This is a genomic window from Aeromicrobium sp. (assembly GCF_032084975.1).
In the GTDB taxonomy this organism is placed as follows: Bacteria; Actinomycetota; Actinomycetes; order Propionibacteriales; family Nocardioidaceae; genus Aeromicrobium.
Map to the genome: position 1 here is coordinate 1 of NZ_DAMDLR010000053.1, position 19,077 is coordinate 19,077.

Genomic DNA, 19,077 nt, shown 5'->3' on the forward strand with positions numbered 1-19,077 from the left:
GCGATCGCCTGCGCCAGCACGGCGGGGGGGTAGCGCTGTCCGGGCGCGGAGACGACGCCCAGGTCGAGTCCCGTCGTGGCCGCGACGGCGCCCAGCCACGACCACGCGAAGCCGGACTCACCGCTCTCGCGCCACGGCGCCAGGTGGTCGGACGACAGGACGGCGTCGAACCCTGCGCCCTCGGCCGCGCGCGCGAGGTCCAGCAGCTCGGCGGGACCGAACTGCTCGTGCGAGGCGTGGTACCCGAGCTCCACGGTCATCGTCGGCTCAGGACTGGTCGTCCCGGTCCAGGCACGCCAGCGGTCTGGTCGCCGGTCCGTTGAGGACCTGTCCGTCGGGAGCGAACCGTGAGGCGTGCAGCGGGCAGTCCCACGTCTTCTCGGCGTCGTTCCAGTGCAGGACGCCCGCGAGATGGGTGCACAGTCCTTGCACCCGGCGGACCCGCCCGCCGACGTTCGACTCGGCCACGAGCTTCGCGCCCTCGCGGTGCACCGCGCCCTGGCCCTCGGCCAGCGGCGAGTCCGAGCGCAACAGCGCGCCGGCGACCCCCGTCGCGACCTCCTTGGCGACCCCGGCGTTGATCCGGGCCCGTTCGCCGATCGAGACCACGGGGGAGGACCGGTGGGTCAGCGCCTCGGCCCAGGACGTGGGCGTCTCGCCGAGGATGTCCCCGGCGATGGCCAGGGCGGCCGCGGGCCCGTTCGTGAAGCCCCACTTCGCGAAGCCCGTCGCGAAACGGATGTGGCCACCGCCGCGGGGCATCCGCCCGAAGCGCGGCAGGCCGTCGGCCGTGGTGTAGTCCTGCGCCGACCATGCGGCGAGCTCGCGCGCCTGCGGGAAGTGCTCGGCGGTCCACGTGCGCAGCGCTTCGACGTGCTCGTGCTCCGAGGAGGTCCGGCCGACGGTGTGGCCGTGCCCACCCACCAGCAGGACGGGGCGCCCGTCGGTCGTGCGCGCCTCGCGCAGGGACAGCGTCGGCGAGCCCGCCGAGAGCGCCATCGTGGTGGGCGGCGCGTCCAGCTCGTACGCCACGAGGTAGGACTTCGACGGCTCGAGATCAGCGAACGCCATGCTGCGGTCCAGGATCGGCGTGCCGGTCGTCACGACCATCGACTTCGGTGCCACCTGGCGTCCGTCGGCCAGCGTCGCGCGCGGGGTGCCGACCCAGCTCACGTGCTCGACCCGCGCGTCCTCGACCAGGACGCCTCCGGCACGACGGAACTGCGTCACGAGGGCGGTGACGAGGGTGGCGGGATCGACCTGGGCCTGGTCCGCCAGCGTGGCGGCACCGTGCGTCGTGAAGGGCTCGTCGAGCTGGTCGACCCACTCGACGGGCAGTCCCATGGCCTGCGCGGCGACGTACTCGGCGCGGGCCTGGGCGACCTGCGAGGGCTGCGCCGCGAACGTGGCGGCGGTCCGTCGGTCGATCCGGACGCCGTGCGCCTCGGAGAACTCCACGAGCCAGTCGAACCCGGCCCGGTTCGCGTCCACGTACGCCCCGACGAGGTCGCGATCGTGCTTCTCGAGCAGCGTGGACAGGCGGGTGCCCTGCAGGAGGGTCACCTTGGCCGAGCTGCGGCCCGTCGCGCCCGCGCCGGCGTACCGGCCCTCGACGATGCTGACCCGGCGACCCGCACGAGCCAGCAACAGCCCCGTCGTCAGGCCGGCGATGCCGGCGCCGATCACGAGGTCGTCGCACGTCTCCGGCAGGTCGTCATGGGCGGCGGGCGCGACTGGCACGTCCCACAAGGGGGTCTGTTCGCTCATGGATCAGATCGGCTTGACGGCCAGGGTCGCGTCCTCGTCGGGCGCGTCGTCGCCGGACTCGCCGGGAGTCTCGGGCTGGTCCGGCTGGCTCGCCGGATCGGCGGGGTCGGGGCCTTCGGCAGGCGCCTCGGGGTGCGGAGTGCTCATGTGTTCCTCCTCGATCGTCGGTCACCCGGGTCGTACCCCGCCCGCGTGGACTCATGCGCGGGCCGGTGGGACCCGGGTCACGCATGCAGCGGTCGCGCGGGGGTACGTGAGCCGCGACGATGGGAGTGACGACGCACCCATCACGGAAGGACGACGAATGCAGACAGCCGTGCTGGCGGAACGGGGCGAGACCCGTTCGGTGGGACTGCCCCGGGCGCGTGGCGACCTCAGCGAGGCCACGATCGACGCCCTGCGGGGACAGCTCGCGTGGGACCGCGTGCCGCGCGTGCGGGCCTCGAGCGACGAGGACGGTCTGCTGACCGTGTGGATCGCCCACGAGCTGCACCACCGCGGATTCCCTGAGCTCGAGGACGCCGAGTGGACCCCCGAGCTGCTGGCCGTGCGCATGCGGATCGAGCGGGAGCTCGAGGCCCGGCTGCGCGAGCGCGCCGAGGGCCGCCTGCCCGCGTCGTCCGACGCGGACACGCTGCTGGAGTTCGTCCGCGACCACGCCGGTCCCTCGCTGGCCTCGGTCGTCCAGAAGTCCGCCACGGCCGAGCAGGTCCGCGAACTGCTCTGGTACCGCTCGATCTACCACCTCAAGGAGGCCGATCCGACGTCGTGGACCGTGCCCCGGCTGCCCGGCCCGGCCAAGGCCGCGCTCGCCGAGCTGCAGTACGACGAGTACGGCGCCGGCAAGCCCGAGCGCCTGCACACGCGCCTGTTCGTCGAGGGGCTGCGCGCCTGCGGGATCGACTCGCGCGTCAACGCGGCGATCGACGACGTGCCGGCCGAGATCCTCGAGATGAACGTGGCCCTGACGATGTTCGGGCTGCAGCGACGCCTGCGGGGCGCGTCGGTGGGTCACCTCGTCGCGTTCGAGGCCTCCAGCTCGGGCCCGTCGCGCAAATGGGCGCGGGGTCTGCGCCGGCTGGGCTTCCCCGAGGAGATGGCCGCGTACTACGACGAGCACGTCGAGGCTGACGCCGTGCACGAGCAGACGGCGGCGCGCTTCATCGCCGGGGCACTGCTCGAGGCCGAGCCCCACCTGGCCGAGGACGTGGCGTTCGGGGTCTTCACGTGTCTCGATCTGGAGGACCGGTTCGCCGAGCACATGCTCGCCAAGTGGGGCGAGTCATGAGCCGGGGAGTCGACCTGTGGGTGTGCCCGAACGGCCCGCTGCTGGTGCGCGGCGACATCGGCGTGCGCACCGGGGACGGCGAGGTCCATCGCACCGAACGACCCGTCAGTGCCGTGTGCAGGTGCGGCAAGTCCGCGTCGCTGCCATGGTGCGACGGTACCCATCAATTGATCCGATTCCGCGACGAAGGAGAGTCTCATGACTGAGGACGAAGCCGGCTTCCCCGCCCAGCAGCAGGAGCCCCCCGGCCGCACGGACGTGATGGATCCCGTGCCCGACCACGGCGAGGAGAGCTACGTCGGCAGCGGGAAGCTCGAGGGCCGCAAGGCGCTCATCACCGGCGGCGACTCCGGCATCGGTCGAGCGGTCGCCATCGCGTACGCCCGCGAGGGCGCCGATGTCGCCTTCACGTACATGCCCGAGGAGGTCGAGGACGCCCGTGAGACCAGCCGCCAGGTCGAGGCGGCAGGCCGCACATGCCTGGCGATCGAGGCCGACCTGCGCGACAGCGCGACGTGCGACCGCGTCATCGCCCATGCCCACGACGGTCTCGGCGGGCTGGACATCCTGGTGAACAACGCCGGGTTCCAGATGGCCCGCGACGACGGCCTCGAGCAGATGGACGACGAGCGCATCGAGCGCACGTACAAGACGAACGTGTTCGCCCTGCTGTGGCTCACGCGCGCCGCGCTGGCGCACCTGGGCCGGGGCGCGTGCATCATCAACAACACGTCGATCCAGGCGTACGAGCCCTCGACGAGCCTGCTGGACTACGCCTCGACGAAGGCGGCCATCAACAACCTGACGGTCAACCTGGCCGCCGAGCTCGGTCCGCGCGGCATCCGCGTCAACGCGGTCGCCCCCGGTCCGATCTGGACGCCGCTGCAGCCCGCGACACAGCCCGAGGAGAAGATCGAGCAGTTCGGCTCGGACACGCCGCTCGGACGTGCGGGACAGCCCGCCGAGGTGGCACCCGCGTTCGTCTTCCTGGCCAGCGAGACCGACGCCAGCTACGTGTCGGGCACCGTCCTGGGTGTCACCGGCGGAAAGCCGGTCTTCTGATGCTTGACCAGCAGGATCCGGTCGCACAGGTCGCCGCGTTCGGTGGACGCGAGATCGGCTACGACGAGACCGTGCTGACCCCGCGAGCCTGGACGCAGGAGCAGTCCGGATGGGGCCGGAGCCTGCTGGACGAGCTGCCCGAGGGCCGCGTGCTCGAGGTGTGCTCGGGCGCCGGCCACATCGGCCTGCTGGCCGTGGTCGGCACCGACCGCGAGCTGGTGCAGGTCGACGCCAGCATCCACGCCTGCGCGTGGGCCCTGCGCAACGCGCGGGCCTGGGGGATCGCGAGCGAGATCCGGCACGGGTCGATGCTCGACGCCCTCGAGCCCGACGAGCGGTTCGCGCTGGTCATCGCCGACCCGCCGTACGTCCCGAGCCACGGCGTGGCGCAGTACCCCGAGGACCCGGTGACGGCGATCGACGGGGGCGACGACGGGCTGGACCTGGCGCGCATGTGCCTGGACGTCATGACCCGGCACCTGGCCCGCGACGGCGTGGGCCTGCTGCAGCTGCGCGACCTGCAGCAGGGCGAGCAGCTGCGAGTCGAGGCCAAGGAACGGGGACTCTCGATCGACGAGGGTCGCCAGTTCGACGGGGGAGCAGTCGTGCTCCTGCGCAGATCGACGGAAGGAACACCATGACCGAACCGATCGACGACGAGACCGCCCGCGGTCGCGAGAAGAAGCTCGAGGACCTGGCGGTGGACCCGCGCCACGGCGAGAAGGACGAGCCGGGCGGCGACGGCGAGCACGGCACCGAGACCGAGACGATTCCCGGGGTCGAAGGACCCGAGGGCGTGCCCGACCTGGGCGTCCCCGACGACCCGGGCACCGGCGGTCCGTAGCCGCACACCCAGGTCAGCCGCGCCGCGTTGCGCGGGCTGGTCTCAGTGGTGGGCGTGCCTCAGGGGCATGCCGAGGTGGCGGTCGTGGAGGTGACCGTGGGACTTCATGTTGTGGTGTTTGCGACACAGTGATCGCAGGTTGCTGCCTGAGGTTTCGCCGCCGGAGTCGTAGGCGAGGGCGTGGTCCTGGTCGGCTTCGTGCGCTGGGGCTCGACATCCCATGACGCGGCAGGTGCCGTCTCGCCAACTGATCGCTTGTCTCAGTGCTTCGGTGGGGCGGTAGCCGAGGACGGTGGTGTCGAGGACTTCGCCTTTCGGGCTGAGGACGAGTCTGCGGAAGATGGTGTGTTCGCTGGCGGCGAGTTCGCGGACCCATTCGGAGCCGATCGGCTCGCCGTCGAGCGTCATGCCCGGACCGTCGGTGTAGCCGATGAGGTCGGTGGCGTGGATGCTGATCGCGATCTCGGCACGGATGTCGGTGAAGGTGCCCTCGCAAGAGGTCAGCCAGTGCGCGAGCAGGTCGGCCTGCTTCTGATCGCGGGTGCGGCGGTCCTTCTCGCCCGTCTCGGGATCGACCTTGGGCAGGGCCTTCGCGGCGCGGCGCAACCGGGTGCCGGCCGCGATCGCGACCGGGGTCGGCAACAGCGCGGCGAGCCAGGAGGTGCCGTCGTCGTTGTGCCAGATCGACACGCGACGCTGCTCCACGGCATTCTCGCGCTCCACGCGCGTCTGCTCCGGCTCGAGGCGCGCCCGCAGCCGTCGCAGCCACGACCGCAGTTCCGCCACGGTGTGGGTCGCGGCATAGCCCGGTGCCGACTCGTTCAACTCCGTAAGCGCAGAGGCAGTCTGCAGTTGTTCTGCCGTCCGGGCGATCGACGCGACCCGGGCCCCGTCGAGGTCGCCCTCGCGGAACGCCGCCCACACCGCGGGAGTCCTGGTGCGCAGGACCTCGGTCTCGCTGATGATCGCCCAGACCGTGCTCTCCGAGACGTGCAACGCCTGCGCCAGGTCCAGCGTGACCTCACGGCGCGCAAGTTCCTTGCCCAACGGCATCTCGTCCGTCCGGTCGATCTCCGCCACCATCTTCGCGTGGTACCTCGCGACGAACTTCCACTCCTCGAACTCCGCCATCGCGCGGGCACGACGCACCGTGTCGCCCGTCGTGATCGCACGGTTCAAGTCCATGCGACCCAACGTAGTGGGCACCACCGACAGAACCCGGGGCGAGCGTCAGCCGAGGTCGTCGGGGCCGACGACGTCCTGGCGGTACTGCTCGTTGAGCCACTTCAGCGCGGCCGTGTGCCGCTTCTGGTCGTAGGAGGTCACGCCGCCCTCGGCGATCGAGACCTTGAGGTCGTGCGCGTAGGCGGTGGCCGCGGTCATCGCGATGCACGCCTCGGTCACGACGCCGGCGAGCACCAGCTCGTCGACCTCGAGGCCGTGGAGGCGGTCGAGCAGGTCGGTGCCGTGGAAGGCGTCGTCGCGGCGCTTCTCGAGGCAGAGGTCGGGCTCGACGTCCAGCTCACGCAGCCGCTCGACGCCCTCGGTGCCTTCGAGCGCGACGGGCTGATCGTCCTCGCGCATGTTGCGCGCCCACGTCGACTTGTCGCGAGGCAGGACGGTCCGAACCTCGATGATCGGCAGTCCGGCCTCGCGTGCCCAGTCGATCCAACGCTGGACCGCCTGCACCAGCTCCGAGCGCTGCTCGGCCAGCGGCGGCGGGTTGAGGAAGTCTTCTTGGAGGTCGATCAGCAGGAGAGCACGCACCTGTCCATTGTGCCGGTCGAGATGCGTTCACGCCCCTCCGATGGCTTACTGGTCTCGGTTCCGAAGAGGTGATGTCGTGCGAAGTCCGGAGTGGTCCGCCCGCTTGCGCGTGGTGGTCCTGGTGGTCGTCGCCCTCCTGGTGACAGCCGCCTGCTCCTCGCCCGCGACCGACACGAGCAAGGCGGCGCACGACGGCCTCGCCGCCACGGCCACGGCACGACAGGCACTCGACCAGCTGGATCGTGGACGCTCGACGCACGCCACGGCCGAGGTGACGCTCGAGGCCACCGCGACCGAGCTGTCGACGGCCCTGTCCGAGACGGCGACGGTGACACCCGAGCCGGGGGAGCAGGCCAATCGACTCGTGGCGGTGCGCCTTGCCCTGGCCGATGCCGCGGCGGCCGTGGCCCTGGCTCGCTCGACGCTCGCCGCCGGCGAGGACTTCGGTCCCGCCGCCGAGCTCGTCGAGACGGCCGAGCGGGTCCTGCGGGACGTGGCCGGGCGGGTGGGACCGCCGCGATGAGGAAGTACCTGGCCGTCGCCCTGGGCGTCCTGACCGCGATCGGCGGCTTCGTCGACATCGGCGATCTCGTCACGAACGCGGTCGTCGGCTCGCGGTTCGGCATGTCATTGGCCTGGGTCGTCGTCGTGGGCGTCATCGGCATCTGCCTGTTCGCGCACATGTCCGGCAAGGTCGCTGCGCTCAGTGGCGCGGCGACGTTCGAGGTGATCCGCGAGCGCCTCGGTCCCCGGGTCGGCGTCATGAACCTCGTGGCCTCGATGTTCATGACGTTCCTGACCCTGACGGCCGAGATCGGCGGCATCGCGCTCGCCCTGCAGCTCGCCAGCGGCGTCTCGGAGTTCGCGTGGATCCCGGTGGCCGGACTGGCCGTGTGGCTCGTGCTCTGGCGCGTGAGGTTCAAGGTCCTCGAGAACGTCGCGGGACTGGTCGGCCTGTGCCTGGTCGTCTTCGGCGTCGCGCTGTTCCTGCTGGGACCGGACTGGGGCGAGCTGGCCGACCAGGCGACGCACTTCGGACCGCGTGGGGAGGAGACGACACTGACGTACTGGTACTACGCCGTCGCCCTCTTCGGTGCCGCCATGACGCCGTACGAGGTGTTCTTCTTCTCCTCCGGAGCGGTCGAGGAGCGCTGGACCCGCAGCGACCTGGGGGTCGCCCGGGCCAACGTGCTGATCGGCTTCCCGCTCGGCGGCCTGCTCTCCCTCGCGATCGCGGGGTGCGCGGCGACCTTCCTGCTCCCGCAGGCCATCGCCGTGACGTCGCTGCCGCAGGTCGTGATGCCCGTGGTCGAGGGCGGCGGCCGGCTGGCCCTGGCCGTGGCGATCGTGGGCATCTTCGCGGCCACCTTCGGCGCCGCGCTGGAGACGGCACTGTCGATCGCCTACAGCCTCGCCCAGTTCCGTGGCTGGCCCTGGGGGAAGTCGCACCGGCCGGCGGCGGCCGCACGCTTCCACCTCACGCTGATCGTGTGCGTCGCCGTGGCGGTGCTCGTGCTGCTCACGGGCGTGGACCCGATCATGGTCACGGAGTTCTCGGTGGTGTTCTCGGCCGTCGCGCTTCCGTTGACCTACCTGCCGATCCTGGTCGTGGCGAACGACCCCCAATACGTCGGCGACGAGACGAACGGCCCCGTCGTGAACGCCCTGGCGCTGGTCTACCTGGTGATCATCTGCGTCGCGGCGGTGGCCGCGATCCCCCTGCTGCTCCTGACGGGAATGGGCGCATGAGCGAGCGCCAGCGAGCGAGAAAGGGGCTTCGAATGCCGGCGCCCACCTACCGTTGCTTCTTCAAGGGGGTGCGGGTATGAGTGAAGAACTTGGCATGAACGAGACGCTGCCGACGTATCCGGCCCGCGGGCGGGTCCTGGACGCCAACCTGAACCTGCTCGACCGGTCGATCGAGGACGTCGACGGCCGCCCGGCCGCGTTCGTCGCCGACATCGAGCTGCGCCGCGAGGGCGACGACCTGGTGATCGCCGACCTCATCGCGGCGTCGGGGCTGCTCCAGCGATTCTTCGGCGGTCACACGCCGTCGTCCCTGCTCCGCCGGTTCGCGTGGCACGACGTCGCCGAGATCGGCACCAGGGTCGTGCTCGGGATCTCGGCCGAAGACCATGTCGTCACGTGGCCCGAGCGCTGGGTCCGGGACCATCTCATCGCCAGGATCCCGGGGGGCCGTCATGACCCGTGACGACGATCGGCTGCTGCTCAGCGACCTGCGGGGGATGCCCGTGCTGGAGGACGACGTCCGCATCGGGTACGTCGTCGACGTGAGGTTCGTGCTGGACGGCCCGCCGGGCACCCTGGTGGCCGGAGCCCGGGTGCTGGGGATCATCGTGGGACCGCACGCCCGGCTGGGCTTCATGGGCTACGAGCGCCGCGACATGCGAGCGCCCGCCCTGCTGGCGCGTGCGCTGCGCCGGCGCGAGCACGGGGCGCACCTGATCGGCATGGAGGACGTGCTCGAGCTGGGCCGGGGGCACGTGCGCGTGCGCCCCGGCCACCGTCGCTGGTCGACGGAGCTCGAGCGGTGAGTGCTACTTCGGGGGCATCCGGATGGCGCCGTCGACGCGGACCGTCTCGCCGTTCATGTACGAGTTGGTGACGCACTCGACGACCATGCTGGCCAGCTCCTCGGGCCTGCCCAGGCGCTTGGGGAAGTTCACCGACTCGCCCAGCTTGGCCTTGAACTGCTCGGCCGCCTCGCCCTCGCCGTAGATCGGGGTGTCGATCAGGCCGGGAGCGACCGTGTTGACGCGCACCCCGATGGCCGCGAGGTCGCGGGCGACGGGCAGCGTCATGCCGACCACGCCGCCCTTGGAGGACGAGTAGGCCGCCTGGCCGATCTGGCCGTCGAACGCCGCCACCGACGCCAGGTTGCAGATCGCGCCGCGCTCGCCGGAGTCGAGGGGCTCGGTGCGGCCCATCGCGGTCGCTGCGAGCCGCAGTGCGTCGAACGTGCCGATCAGGTTGATCGCGATGACCCTCCGGTACGCGTCGAGGTCGTGCGCCGACTCGTACGCGCCGTCGCGGCCGACCGTGCGCTGGGCCCAGCCGATGCCGGCCGAGTTCACGAGCACGCGCAGCGGCGCCAGCTCCTCCGCGGCGCCGATGGCGGTCTTGATCTGCTCGGTGTCGGTCACGTCGACGTGGATGAAGACGCCACCGACCTCGCTGGCGAGGGCCCGGCCCTCGTCGTCCTTGAGGTCCGCGACGACGACCCGGGCGCCGCGCTCGGCGAGTTGGCGTACGACGGCCGCGCCGATGCCCGAGGCGCCTCCGGTGACGATGGCTGATGCTCCACTGATGTCCATGCCCCGATCCAACCATCCGCTCGGTGGTCCATGCTGGAGGTGCTGCCCAGAACCCAGGAGGACCCCGTGGCCGTCGACCGCCTGATGCCCAGCGACGAGGCGAGCGACCTCATCGCGCTGACCCGTCGGATCGTGGACGCCGAGCTGCGACCGCGCGTCGACGAGGCCGAGCGCACGGCGACGTTCCCGCGCGAGGTCTTCCGCACCCTGGGCCGCTCCGGCCTGCTCGGCCTGCCGTACGCGGAGGAGGTCGGCGGCGGTGGACAGCCCTACGAGGTCTATCTGCAGGTCGTGGAGGAGATCGCGATCGCGTGGGCCAGTGTCGGCGTCGGCACGAGCGTGCACGCCCTGAGCTGCTTCGGCCTCGACCATGCGGGCACCCCCGAGCAGAAGCAGCGGTGGCTGCCCGACATGCTCGGCGGCGACCTGCTGGGCGCCTATTGCCTGTCCGAGGCGCATGCCGGCTCGGACCCGGCCGCGATGCGCACCACCGCCAAGCGCGACGGCGACGACTACGTCATCCGTGGCGCGAAGGCGTGGACGACCCATGGCGGCCAGGCCGACTACTACAAGGTGATGGCGCGGGCGGACGCCGGCATCACGTGCTTCCTCGTGCCTGCCGACGCCGAGGGACTCACGGCCGACGTGCCCGAGGACAAGATGGGCCTGATGGGCTCGACGACCGCCACGATGCTGTTCGACGACGTCCGCGTGCCGGTGGAGCGCCGCCTCGGCGACGAGGGCCAGGGGCTCGCGATCGCCCTCGCGGGACTCGACTCGGGCCGCCTCGGCATCGCCGCAGTCGCGACCGGCGTGGCGCAGGGAGCGCTGGACGCCGCCGTCGCCTACGCCCGCGAGCGCGAGGCGTTCGGCGTGCCGATCATCGACCACCAGGGCCTGACCTTCCTGCTGGCCGACATGGCCGCCGCCGTCGAGAGCGCTCGGGCCACCTACCTGGCGGCGGCGCGGCTCAAGGACCTCGGCCGGCCGTTCTCGCGGCAGGCCTCGATCGCCAAGCTCGTCGCCACCGACAACGCGATGAAGGTGACGACCGACGCCGTGCAGGTGCTGGGCGGCGCGGGCTACACGAAGGACTTCCCGGTCGAGCGGTACATGCGCGAGACCAAGGTGATGCAGATCTTCGAGGGCACGAACCAGATCCAGCGCCTCGTGATCGGCCGCGACCTGAAGAAGCGCGGCTGACGCAGGCCTCCGCCTTCGGGCCGCAACTCCACCTCCACTTTGGTGAACGGATCCACCTTCATTCGGCCCGATGGCGTGGAGCCGTTCACGAGAGTGGAGCGGGGGAGGGGTGCCGGAGCGAGCCCGCCACCGCTGACGGCTCAGGCCGCCGAGGCTGCGAGCGGGTGGGCGGGAGCCAGGCCCGATCGGCACATCTGGACCACCGCGTCGCCGTCGACCGGGTGGAGTCGCGCACCGGACTCGCGGAACACGCGACCCATCCGCTGGGTGTACCAGTCCACGAACGTCCCGCTGAGGGTGTGCGCAACGGCGGGTGCGAGGCGGGCCGGGGCGACGCTCGCGAGCCGCCCGAGCGCCGAGGCCAGTCCCTCGGGATCGGTCGGCGCCAGCCGGAACGCCCAGTGCGGGAGCTTCGTCAGCACGTGCGGCGTCGACCGGGCCGTGGCGTGGACGAGCGTCGTGCCGATGCCGGCCACCGCGAGAGTCGCGGCGGTGACGTTGATCGTGCCCAGCACCCGGGTGCGGATGATCGAGTCGGGGGAGTCCGAGGGCGACGTCGTCCCGCCGGCGTGGACGACGGTCGCGACGTGCCCCGCGCTGCTCGCGGCGGCCATCAGCACCTCGACGGACCGTCGGTCGGTGACGTCGGCGACGATCGACTCGGCCGAGACGCCGAGCGAGTCGAGCCGGTCCAGAGCGCGGTGCAGGCGCTCGCGGCTCGGGTCGCTCAGGACGACGTGGTGGTCGCGGGCGAGCCACCGCGCCGTCTCGAGCCCGAGCTCGCCGCAGGCCCCGGTCACCACCGCCACCGCGCTCGTCGCCATGTCACTGCCCTCCCTTGCGTCACTGTCCGAGATGCTCTCCCGGGTCCCATCGTGCGCGTTGCACGCCGCGATCGCGAGGGAATGGCCGACATTCCCGCAGTATCTGAAACCCCTGACGTTCCGGGGCAAATCGGTAACTCCCGACGTCACTGCGGGTTACATGCGGTGGGGCGAATGGGGCGGAAGTGACCTATGTCTCACGGAGGAGGGGCTCCGGTTTTCTCAGGACGTGGACACGACCAAGTGACTCGCTGGTAACCTGCGTCACATCATCGGTCGAAAGCGACACCAAGTCTGGAGAAACAAGTGGGCGACCTCGGTTACAAGTTGAAGGTCCTGCGGCAGATCGGTCTGCTCAAGGCTCAGAATCCCGTTCGCCTGGTAAAGGCGGGACGCAAGCTGGCCTCGTGGGGACCTGGCTTCCCGTCGGCGCTCGGTGCGGCTGCCGCACGCAAGCCCGATCAGCTGGCGATCATCGACGATGCCGGCGAGATGACGTGGCGCGAGGCCAGCGAGGCCGTCAACCGCGTCACGCAGGCGCTCAAGGATCGGGGCTTCGTGCCCGGCGACCCGGTCGCCGTCCTGTGCCGCAACCACCGCTACATGGTCATGGCGATGGTCGGCATCATGCAGATGGGCGGCCGCATGCTGCTGCTCAACACGATGGCCAGCGCCGGCCAGCTCACCGAGCTGGTCAAGCGCGAGGGCGCCAAGATGATCATCCTCGACCAGGAGTTCCTCCCGGTCGCCAAGGACCTCGAGCAGGACAAGCTCGTCATCGCCTGGGAGGACGACGCCACCCACGGCCTGCCCACCCTGATGGACCTGCAGAAGGGCGTCTCGGCCGCCGACCACGACAAGCCCGCCAAGCCCGGCGGCATCGTGATCTTCACCTCCGGCACCACGGGCCTGCCCAAGGGCGCCAAGCGCAAGGAGCCCGAGAACCTCGAGCCCCTGCTGACCTACTTCGGCGCGATCCCGTACGAGGGCAACTCGACCGTCGTGATCGCAGCGCCGCTGTTCCACTCGTGGGGCCTGCTGAACTTCGGCTTCGGCCTCTCGACGGTGCCGACATTCGTGTTCCGCCGCCGCTTCGTGCCCGAGCAGGTCATCAAGGACATCGCGCAGTACAAGGCCAAGGTCCTGGTCGTCGTGCCGCTCATGATGCAGCGCCTCGTCGACGCCGACCCCGAGGTCATCCGGAGCAACGACGTCTCCAGCCTGCAGATCACCGCGTCGAGCGGCTCGGCCCTGGCCGGCGAGCTGGCGACGCACTTCATGGACACGTTCACCGACTCGGTCTACAACTTCTACGGCGCCACCGAGACCGGCTGGGTCACGATCGCCAACCCCCAGGACCTGCGCGACGCGCCGGGCACCGCGGGGCGCGTCCCGTGGCACACGCACGTCAAGGTGCTCGACGAGAACGGCCACGAGGTGCCCCAGGGCGAGACCGGCGTGATCCACGTCGGCAACTCGATGATGTTCGCCGGCTACACCGACGGCCGCACGAAGGACTTCCGCGAGGGCCTCATGCACTCGGGCGACCTGGGCTACTTCGACGCGGAGGGCCGCCTGTTCGTCGCCGGTCGCGACGACGACATGGTGATCTCCGGTGGTGAGAACGTGTTCCCGCGCGAGCTGGAGGACGCCCTCATCGAGCACCCGAAGGTGCAGGACGTCGTCGTCACGGGCGTCCCGGACCCGCAGTGGGGCCAGTGCCTGGCCGCCTACGTGGTCCCGCGCGAGGGCGAGACGCTCACCGAGGACGAGGTCATCGAGTACGCCAAGGGGCACGTCGCCCGCTTCGCCGTGCCGCGCGCGGTGAGGTTCCTCGACGAGCTGCCGCGCAACCCCACCGGCAAGGTGATGAAGCGCGAGCTGCCCGCGTTCGACCCGATCGCCTGACGCACGCCACGGACGCCGGCGCTCGGTCCCCGAGAGGGGGCTGGCGCCGGCGTTTGCGTGTGCTGGGACCGCGTGCGGGCAGGACCCGGTGCGACCGGGACGAATGTCCCGGCCAAGTCGCTGCCTTCGCCTCATCCGCCACGGCGTGCGGGCCCCTAGCGTCAGTGATGACCCCACAACGACGTGGGAGTCACCGCACAGGAGGAACAGAATCATGCGTCGTTCGGCACTCGACAAGCTCATCTCATGGACGGGACTGGCCCTGGCCGCTCTCCTGGTCGTCGCCGGTGGACTGACCTCCTGGGCGCACTTCTTCATCGGTGACCAGGTGCAGAGCCAGCTGATCGCGCAGGACATCACGATGCCCGAGGGCGACGCGCTGACGAGCCTGTCCGACGAGGATCGCGAGGCGCTCGAGCCCTTCGCCGGCAGCCCGATGGACAGCGGCGCCGAGGCCCGCGCCTTCGCGGACCACTACATCCTCGCCCACATGAACGCCTCGAGTGACAACCGCACCTACGAGGAGGTCAGCGGCGAGTTCCTCGCGCTCGACGATGCCGGCAAGGCGTCCGCCGAGGGCCAGGAGCTGGGTGCGCTGCGCCAGTCGCTCTTCATGGGGAACACGCTGCGCGGCCTGCTCCTCTACGGCTACGCCTTCAGCACGATGGGCACCATCGCCGGCCTCGCCGCCATCGCGTCCTTCCTCGGAGCCGCGCTGCTGGCCGTGCTGAGCTTCCTGGGCCTGCGCCACGCCCGGAAGCCCGAGGCGGCGAACGCCACCATCTGAACACCGCTCACGAGAACGGCCGCCCGACCGGGCGGCCGTTGTCATGTCCGGGTCAGAAGGGCGGCCAGGGTACGGCCGGCATCTCGCCCTCGGGGGAGGGGAACGACGGATCGTCCAGCAGGCGGTCGCACCGCGCGACGAGGGCCGTGAGCTCGGGTTCCTCGAGCAGCTCCGCGAGGGAGGTGCCGAGGTCGCCGTCGAGGCCCCGGCGGACCCGCTGGACGCCCTCGAGCTCGTCGTCGGCCAGCGGTCGCCCCAGCCAGCCCCACAGCACGGTGCGCAGCTTCGGCTCGGGGTGGAAGGTCAGGCCGTGGTCGACGCCGTACCGGTGGCCTCCGGGCATCGCCAGCACGTGCCCGCCCTTGCGGTCGGCGTTGTTGGTGAGCACGTCGAAGATCGCCATCCGCCGCAGCCCGGCCGAGTCCTCGTGCACGAGCGACACGAGCCGGTCCTCGGCGTCGAGCCCGTCGAGGACGTGGCACCAGCCGTCGGGCCGGTCGTCGGCGGGCACGAGCGTGACGGCCTCGTCGTCGGGGTCGGCGTCCTGCCACCGCTGCACCATGCCCGGGCCGTGCGGGCCGTCGCCCAGCCACGTGGGCGGGACGACGTCCCAGCCGAGCTCCTGCGAGACGTGCCACGCGGCGACCTCGCGGTGGGCCAGGACGGCGCCGGGGAAGTCCCACAGCGGCCGCTCGCCGGCGACGGGCTTGTAGACGACCCGGTCCCCGTCGAGCAGGCCGACGAAGGTCGCGTTCGAGGCGGGCAGGATCCGGCCCTCGAGCACGAGCTGGCCGGCAGCGGTCACATCAGCCCTTCTGGGGGCTCGCAGATGTGGCCCTCGGGATCCATCGGCGCGAAGCACAGGGGACAGATGGGCCGGCCGGCTCCCACGATCTCGCGTGTGCGCTTGCAGAACGAGCGGGCGGCGCCGACGGGGATCCGCACGTGCAGGACCTCGGCGGGCTCGTCGGGCTCGGACTCCAGCAGCGACGCGGGGGAGTCCTCGACCAGCGGGAACGCCTCGATGACGACCTGGGCGGTGGACGGGTCGAAGCCAAGCGACAGCATCCCCACCCGGAACTGCTCCACGACGGGCCCGTCCAACGGCTCGTGGTCGTCGAGGGCCGTGGGGGCCTCGGCCGGAACGCTGAAGGGGTTGCCGTCCTGGACCATCAGCTCGTCGAGGACCTCGTCGAGCTTCTCGGCGAGAGCCGCCGACTGCTCCTTCTCCATGCCGGCGCTGACGAGTCGCTCGCCGGCGCGTGCCTGGAGGTAGAAGGTGCGCTCGCCCGGTCGGCCCACCGTCCCGATCACGAGACGATCGGGCCAGTCGAACTCGTGTCGTTGCGCCATGCCCACCATGCTAGGAGCGAGGCACCAGCGGCGCCGCCCGGAGTGCCACCCACGACTACGCGGGGCCCGCGCCACCACCGACGGGCGCGTCGCCACTGGGCTCGGGACCGCGGAGCCAGCCCAGGTCGCCCGCGTGCGTGTTGACGGCGACCACGGTCGGCCGCTGCGGTGCGTAGCGGACGATCGAGACCGACGCGGGGTCGACGTGCAGTCGCTGGAACAGGTCCAGGTGCATGCCCGCCGCATCGGCCAGGACGGACTTGATGACGTCCCCGTGCGACACCGCGACCCACACGGCCGACGGACCGTGCGCGGCCTCGATGCGGGCGTCGTGCTGGCGGATCGCGGTGACGGCGCGGGCCTGCATCGCCATCAGGGACTCGCCGCCGGGGAACGTGGCCGCGGAGGGCTGGGACTGGACGGTCCTCCAGAGCGCCTCGTCGGCCAGCTCCGTGAGCGGGCGCCCCTGCCAGTCGCCGTAGCCGCACTCGGTGACCGCCTCGTCGACGGTGGCCGTCAGGTCGTGGTGCCGGGCGATCGCGTCGGTGGTCTCGCCGCAGCGCTCGAGGGGGCTGGTGACGACCTCGACGACCGGGACGTCGGCCAGCCGCTCGCCCGTGCGGGCGACCTGCTCGCGGCCCGTGTCGTCGAGGTGGACGCCCGGCAGTCGACCCGCGAGGGTTCCGGAGGTGTTGGCGGAGGACCGCCCGTGACGGACCAGCAGCACGATCGCCATGGGCCAGAGAGTAGCGGTGGTGGGCCACATCACCGGTCGCCCGGCGACGCGCCCGGCCGGGCTTCCCGGATTTGTCGGTCGTTCTCACTAGCGTCGAAAGCGTGAAGATCCTGCACACGTCCGACTGGCACATCGGTCGCACGTTCCACCAGCACCCGACCGCCGACGCCCTCGCGCCGGTGCTCGACGCGCTGATCGACCTGGTGCGAGATCACGAGGTCGACGTCGTCGTCGTGGCCGGCGACGTGTTCGACTCGTCCACCCCGTCGGCCGCCGCGGTCGAGGAGCTCGACCGCGTCCTGCTCGCCCTGCGCGGCACCGGCGCCACCGTCATCGTGACCAGCGGCAACCACGACTCGCCGGCCCGCCTCGGCGCGAAGGCCGCGTTCGCGCGCGAGTCCGGTGTCCACATCGTCACGCGTCCCGAGGACCACGCGACGCCGATCACCGTCGGCGACGAGCACGGTCCGGTGCACTTCTACGGCATCGCGTACCTCGAGCCCGCCCTGATCCGGCACCGCTGGCCCGAGCACCGGCTCACCAACCAGGCATCGGCCGTGGGGTTCGCCCTCGACAACATCCGCGCGGACCTCGCCGGGCGCGAGAGCGACCGGTCCGTCGTGCTCGCGCACACCTTCGTCTCGGGGGCGCAGGGCGACTCGTGCGAGTCCGAGCGCGGGATCACCGTCGGCGGCGTCGACCGCGTCCCCAAGTCCGCCTTCGACGGCATCACGTACGCGGCGCTGGGCCACATCCACGGACGCAGCACGCTCGCCCCGCACGTCCGGTACAGCGGCGCACCGCTGCACCTGTCCTTCTCCGAGCAGGACAAGCCGCGTGGCGCCTGGCTCGTCACCCTCGACGCCGACGGGCTCGGCCCGGTCGAGTGGCTCGACCTGCCGGTCCCGCGTCCGCTCGCCACGATCACGGGCACGCTCGACCAGCTGCTCGCCGACCCGGCGCTCGAGGTCCACGAGCAGCACTGGGTGCGGGCGATCCTCACCGACGTGTCACGTCCGCTCGACCCGATGCGCCGGCTGCAGCGCCGCTTCGAGCACTGCGCCGTGCTCGACTTCCGGCCGAGCGACGTCGACGTACGCGCCACCCCGGCCGATCCCGAGCGGCTGGCCGCGATGACCGACCAGCAGATCATGGCCGAGTTCCTGGCCTTCGTCCGCAACGGCGAAGGGCCCACCGAGGACGAGGAGGCGATCCTCGACGACCTCGTCAGCGAGGTCGCGGGCGCGGAGGCCAGCCGATGAGGATCCACCGGATCGAGATGACGGGTTTCGGCCCGTTCCGCCAGACCCAGGTGGTCGACTTCGAGGCGTTCGACGACCACGGCATCTTCCTGATCACCGGTCGCACGGGCGCGGGCAAGTCCAGCATCCTCGACGCGATCGTCTACGCGCTGTACGACTCCGCGCCGCGCTACGGCAGCTCCGGCGGCCGCCAGGTGCGCAGCGACCACTGCACTCCCGACGAGCCGACTCGCGTCGAGCTGACCTTCAGTGCGGCGGGCCGGACGTATCGCATCGTGCGCCAGCCCGAGTACCAGCGTCCCAAGGCCCGCGGCGAGGGGTTCACGACCCAGAAGGCCCAGGCCGAGCTGTCCCGGCTCGAGGGCGACCAGTGGGTCGGCATCGCCTCCCAGCTGCGCGTCGTCGGTGAGGAGCTGCACCAGATCCTGCCGCTCTCGTGCGACCAGTTCCTGCAGGTCGTCCTGCTGGCCCAGGGCCAGTTCCAGAGGTTCCTCGTGGCCTCCAGCGACGAGCGCCAGAAGCTGCTGAGGACGCTGTTCCGCAGCGACCGCTTCACCGACTACGACGCGGTGATGCAGCGCCGTGCCGGCGCCCTGCGCAAGGAGCTGCAGCTCGCCGAGTCCGGGATCGCCTCCACGATCACCGCGCTGGCCGAGCACGCCGCCCAGGACGCGCCGGCCGAGCCGGGCGAGGACTGGCTCACCGAGCTGCTGGACGGTCACGACACCGACGTCGAGGTCGCCAAGGCCGCCCTCGAGCAGGCCGACAAGGAGCTGCGGGCCACCCAGGACGTGCTCCAGCAGGCCACCGACCTCGCCGCTCGCCAGCACCGCTTCGCCGCGGCGAGCGCGGCCATGACCCGGCTGCTCGCCGACCAGGACGCGATCGAGCTCGATCGGCAGCGCCGCGATCGTGCCGTCGCGGCCCAGTCGGTCGCGCTC

The 19,077-nt window shown here is 71.4% G+C and carries 24 protein-coding genes; 14 read left to right on the plus strand and 10 right to left on the minus strand.

What is annotated here, in order from left to right; genetic code table 11:
* The 3 genes from RT323_RS12140 to RT323_RS12150 form a co-directional block, all read right to left on the minus strand.
* Positions 1 to 260 (minus strand): LLM class flavin-dependent oxidoreductase (locus RT323_RS12140; protein WP_313408740.1); only part of this gene is annotated, 260 nt, incomplete at its 3' end.
* Between the two features lie 7 nt (positions 261 to 267).
* Positions 268 to 1,767, minus strand: a complete 1,500-nt coding sequence (locus RT323_RS12145; protein ID WP_313408742.1) for an FAD-dependent oxidoreductase — start codon at positions 1,765 to 1,767, stop codon at positions 268 to 270.
* 3 nt (positions 1,768 to 1,770) lie between these two features.
* Positions 1,771 to 1,914 (minus strand): hypothetical protein, encoded by a 144-nt coding sequence (locus tag RT323_RS12150; RefSeq protein WP_313408743.1) that lies wholly within the window; start codon positions 1,912 to 1,914, stop codon positions 1,771 to 1,773.
* Positions 1,915 to 2,071: 157 nt separating this feature from the next.
* On the opposite strand from RT323_RS12150, the gene RT323_RS12155 reads away from it, so the two are divergent.
* Genes RT323_RS12155 through RT323_RS12175 form a run of 5 tightly spaced genes read left to right on the plus strand, consistent with a single transcriptional unit; the run spans position 2,072 to position 4,961 of the window.
* Positions 2,072 to 3,055, plus strand: a complete 984-nt coding sequence (locus tag RT323_RS12155; RefSeq protein ID WP_313408746.1) for an iron-containing redox enzyme family protein — start codon at positions 2,072 to 2,074, stop codon at positions 3,053 to 3,055.
* A complete protein-coding gene (locus RT323_RS12160) occupies positions 3,052 to 3,261 on the plus strand; it encodes a CDGSH iron-sulfur domain-containing protein (protein ID WP_313408748.1) in 210 nt (69 codons plus the stop codon). Before RT323_RS12155 ends, RT323_RS12160 begins: the two co-directional genes overlap by 4 nt.
* Entirely contained in the window at positions 3,254 to 4,117 is an 864-nt protein-coding gene (locus tag RT323_RS12165; protein WP_313408751.1) for an SDR family oxidoreductase, read from the plus strand. Before RT323_RS12160 ends, RT323_RS12165 begins: the two co-directional genes overlap by 8 nt.
* The gene (locus tag RT323_RS12170; RefSeq protein ID WP_313408754.1) at positions 4,117 to 4,758 is read left to right on the plus strand and encodes a methyltransferase; all 642 of its coding nucleotides are present in this window, start codon (positions 4,117 to 4,119) and stop codon (positions 4,756 to 4,758) included. Before RT323_RS12165 ends, RT323_RS12170 begins: the two co-directional genes overlap by 1 nt.
* Positions 4,755 to 4,961 (plus strand): hypothetical protein, encoded by a 207-nt coding sequence (locus RT323_RS12175; RefSeq protein ID WP_313408756.1) that lies wholly within the window; start codon positions 4,755 to 4,757, stop codon positions 4,959 to 4,961. The genes RT323_RS12170 and RT323_RS12175 overlap by 4 nt, the downstream gene beginning before the upstream one ends.
* 42 nt (positions 4,962 to 5,003) lie before the next feature.
* Here RT323_RS12175 and RT323_RS12180 read toward each other — a convergent pair whose 3' ends face one another.
* Both RT323_RS12180 and RT323_RS12185 read right to left on the minus strand, forming a co-directional pair.
* On the minus strand, positions 5,004 to 6,146 hold the full coding sequence (locus tag RT323_RS12180; protein WP_313408758.1) for a DUF222 domain-containing protein: 1,143 nt from the start codon (positions 6,144 to 6,146) through the stop codon (positions 5,004 to 5,006).
* A gap of 45 nt (positions 6,147 to 6,191) precedes the next feature.
* Complete coding sequence (locus RT323_RS12185) at positions 6,192 to 6,728, minus strand: isochorismatase family cysteine hydrolase (protein WP_313408760.1); 537 nt, start codon at positions 6,726 to 6,728, stop codon at positions 6,192 to 6,194.
* Between the two features lie 76 nt (positions 6,729 to 6,804).
* Between RT323_RS12185 and RT323_RS12190 the strand changes: the two genes are divergently transcribed.
* From RT323_RS12190 to RT323_RS12205, 4 genes are all read left to right on the plus strand, one after another.
* The gene (locus RT323_RS12190; protein ID WP_313408762.1) at positions 6,805 to 7,251 is read left to right on the plus strand and encodes a hypothetical protein; all 447 of its coding nucleotides are present in this window, start codon (positions 6,805 to 6,807) and stop codon (positions 7,249 to 7,251) included.
* Positions 7,248 to 8,477, plus strand: coding sequence for a divalent metal cation transporter (locus RT323_RS12195; protein ID WP_313408764.1), 1,230 nt, complete (start codon positions 7,248 to 7,250; stop codon positions 8,475 to 8,477). The genes RT323_RS12190 and RT323_RS12195 overlap by 4 nt, the downstream gene beginning before the upstream one ends.
* Before the next feature lie 76 nt (positions 8,478 to 8,553).
* Entirely contained in the window at positions 8,554 to 8,940 is a 387-nt protein-coding gene (locus RT323_RS12200) for a hypothetical protein (protein ID WP_313408765.1), read from the plus strand.
* Positions 8,930 to 9,283, plus strand: coding sequence for a hypothetical protein (locus RT323_RS12205; RefSeq protein ID WP_313408767.1), 354 nt, complete (start codon positions 8,930 to 8,932; stop codon positions 9,281 to 9,283). The genes RT323_RS12200 and RT323_RS12205 overlap by 11 nt, the downstream gene beginning before the upstream one ends.
* 3 nt (positions 9,284 to 9,286) lie before the next feature.
* Here RT323_RS12205 and RT323_RS12210 read toward each other — a convergent pair whose 3' ends face one another.
* Positions 9,287 to 10,063, minus strand: a complete 777-nt coding sequence (locus RT323_RS12210) for an SDR family NAD(P)-dependent oxidoreductase (protein WP_313408770.1) — start codon at positions 10,061 to 10,063, stop codon at positions 9,287 to 9,289.
* Between the two features lie 66 nt (positions 10,064 to 10,129).
* Here RT323_RS12210 and RT323_RS12215 point away from each other — a divergent pair, with 66 nt between their 5' ends.
* The gene (locus RT323_RS12215; RefSeq protein WP_313408771.1) at positions 10,130 to 11,266 is read left to right on the plus strand and encodes an acyl-CoA dehydrogenase family protein; all 1,137 of its coding nucleotides are present in this window, start codon (positions 10,130 to 10,132) and stop codon (positions 11,264 to 11,266) included.
* A 140-nt stretch (positions 11,267 to 11,406) separates the two neighbouring features.
* On the opposite strand, the gene RT323_RS12220 is transcribed toward RT323_RS12215, so the two are convergent.
* Positions 11,407 to 12,090, minus strand: coding sequence for an SDR family NAD(P)-dependent oxidoreductase (locus RT323_RS12220; protein ID WP_313408774.1), 684 nt, complete (start codon positions 12,088 to 12,090; stop codon positions 11,407 to 11,409).
* Between the two features lie 306 nt (positions 12,091 to 12,396).
* Here RT323_RS12220 and RT323_RS12225 point away from each other — a divergent pair, with 306 nt between their 5' ends.
* Together RT323_RS12225 and RT323_RS12230 are read left to right on the plus strand one after the other, a co-directional pair.
* Positions 12,397 to 13,998 (plus strand): AMP-binding protein, encoded by a 1,602-nt coding sequence (locus tag RT323_RS12225; RefSeq protein ID WP_313408777.1) that lies wholly within the window; start codon positions 12,397 to 12,399, stop codon positions 13,996 to 13,998.
* Positions 13,999 to 14,212: 214 nt separating this feature from the next.
* Entirely contained in the window at positions 14,213 to 14,785 is a 573-nt protein-coding gene (locus RT323_RS12230) for a hypothetical protein (protein ID WP_313408780.1), read from the plus strand.
* A 52-nt stretch (positions 14,786 to 14,837) separates the two neighbouring features.
* Here RT323_RS12230 and RT323_RS12235 read toward each other — a convergent pair whose 3' ends face one another.
* From RT323_RS12235 to RT323_RS12245, 3 genes are read right to left on the minus strand one after another with little or no spacing between them, the layout of a single operon-like run.
* Positions 14,838 to 15,590, minus strand: a complete 753-nt coding sequence (locus RT323_RS12235) for an SCO1664 family protein (RefSeq protein WP_313408783.1) — start codon at positions 15,588 to 15,590, stop codon at positions 14,838 to 14,840.
* Positions 15,587 to 16,138, minus strand: a complete 552-nt coding sequence (locus RT323_RS12240) for a DUF3090 domain-containing protein (RefSeq protein WP_313408785.1) — start codon at positions 16,136 to 16,138, stop codon at positions 15,587 to 15,589. Before RT323_RS12240 ends, RT323_RS12235 begins: the two co-directional genes overlap by 4 nt.
* A 55-nt stretch (positions 16,139 to 16,193) precedes the next feature.
* The gene (locus tag RT323_RS12245; RefSeq protein ID WP_313408788.1) at positions 16,194 to 16,874 is read right to left on the minus strand and encodes a histidine phosphatase family protein; all 681 of its coding nucleotides are present in this window, start codon (positions 16,872 to 16,874) and stop codon (positions 16,194 to 16,196) included.
* A gap of 101 nt (positions 16,875 to 16,975) precedes the next feature.
* Between RT323_RS12245 and RT323_RS12250 the strand changes: the two genes are divergently transcribed.
* The gene (locus RT323_RS12250; protein ID WP_313408791.1) at positions 16,976 to 18,136 is read left to right on the plus strand and encodes an exonuclease SbcCD subunit D; all 1,161 of its coding nucleotides are present in this window, start codon (positions 16,976 to 16,978) and stop codon (positions 18,134 to 18,136) included.
* A partial coding sequence (locus tag RT323_RS12255; RefSeq protein WP_313408793.1) for an SMC family ATPase occupies positions 18,133 to 19,077 on the plus strand: 945 nt, incomplete at its 3' end. The genes RT323_RS12250 and RT323_RS12255, both read left to right, overlap by 4 nt.

Excerpts from the sequence above, each read along its gene's own strand:
- RT323_RS12240 (WP_313408785.1), bottom strand. The coding sequence starts at position 16,138 with ATGGCGCAACGACACGAGTTCGACTGGCCCGATCGTCTCGTGATCGGG.
- RT323_RS12170 (WP_313408754.1), top strand. The coding sequence starts at position 4,117 with ATGCTTGACCAGCAGGATCCGGTCGCACAGGTCGCCGCGTTCGGTGGA.
- RT323_RS12210 (WP_313408770.1), bottom strand. The coding sequence starts at position 10,063 with ATGGACATCAGTGGAGCATCAGCCATCGTCACCGGAGGCGCCTCGGGC.
- RT323_RS12245 (WP_313408788.1), bottom strand. The coding sequence starts at position 16,874 with ATGGCGATCGTGCTGCTGGTCCGTCACGGGCGGTCCTCCGCCAACACC.
- RT323_RS12165 (WP_313408751.1), top strand. The coding sequence starts at position 3,254 with ATGACTGAGGACGAAGCCGGCTTCCCCGCCCAGCAGCAGGAGCCCCCC.
- RT323_RS12150 (WP_313408743.1), bottom strand. The coding sequence starts at position 1,914 with ATGAGCACTCCGCACCCCGAGGCGCCTGCCGAAGGCCCCGACCCCGCC.
- RT323_RS12195 (WP_313408764.1), top strand. The coding sequence starts at position 7,248 with ATGAGGAAGTACCTGGCCGTCGCCCTGGGCGTCCTGACCGCGATCGGC.
- RT323_RS12155 (WP_313408746.1), top strand. The coding sequence starts at position 2,072 with ATGCAGACAGCCGTGCTGGCGGAACGGGGCGAGACCCGTTCGGTGGGA.
- RT323_RS12200 (WP_313408765.1), top strand. The coding sequence starts at position 8,554 with ATGAGTGAAGAACTTGGCATGAACGAGACGCTGCCGACGTATCCGGCC.
- RT323_RS12180 (WP_313408758.1), bottom strand. The coding sequence starts at position 6,146 with ATGGACTTGAACCGTGCGATCACGACGGGCGACACGGTGCGTCGTGCC.
- RT323_RS12160 (WP_313408748.1), top strand. The coding sequence starts at position 3,052 with ATGAGCCGGGGAGTCGACCTGTGGGTGTGCCCGAACGGCCCGCTGCTG.
- RT323_RS12205 (WP_313408767.1), top strand. The coding sequence starts at position 8,930 with ATGACCCGTGACGACGATCGGCTGCTGCTCAGCGACCTGCGGGGGATG.
- RT323_RS12230 (WP_313408780.1), top strand. The coding sequence starts at position 14,213 with ATGCGTCGTTCGGCACTCGACAAGCTCATCTCATGGACGGGACTGGCC.
- RT323_RS12220 (WP_313408774.1), bottom strand. The coding sequence starts at position 12,090 with ATGGCGACGAGCGCGGTGGCGGTGGTGACCGGGGCCTGCGGCGAGCTC.
- RT323_RS12145 (WP_313408742.1), bottom strand. The coding sequence starts at position 1,767 with ATGAGCGAACAGACCCCCTTGTGGGACGTGCCAGTCGCGCCCGCCGCC.
- RT323_RS12175 (WP_313408756.1), top strand. The coding sequence starts at position 4,755 with ATGACCGAACCGATCGACGACGAGACCGCCCGCGGTCGCGAGAAGAAG.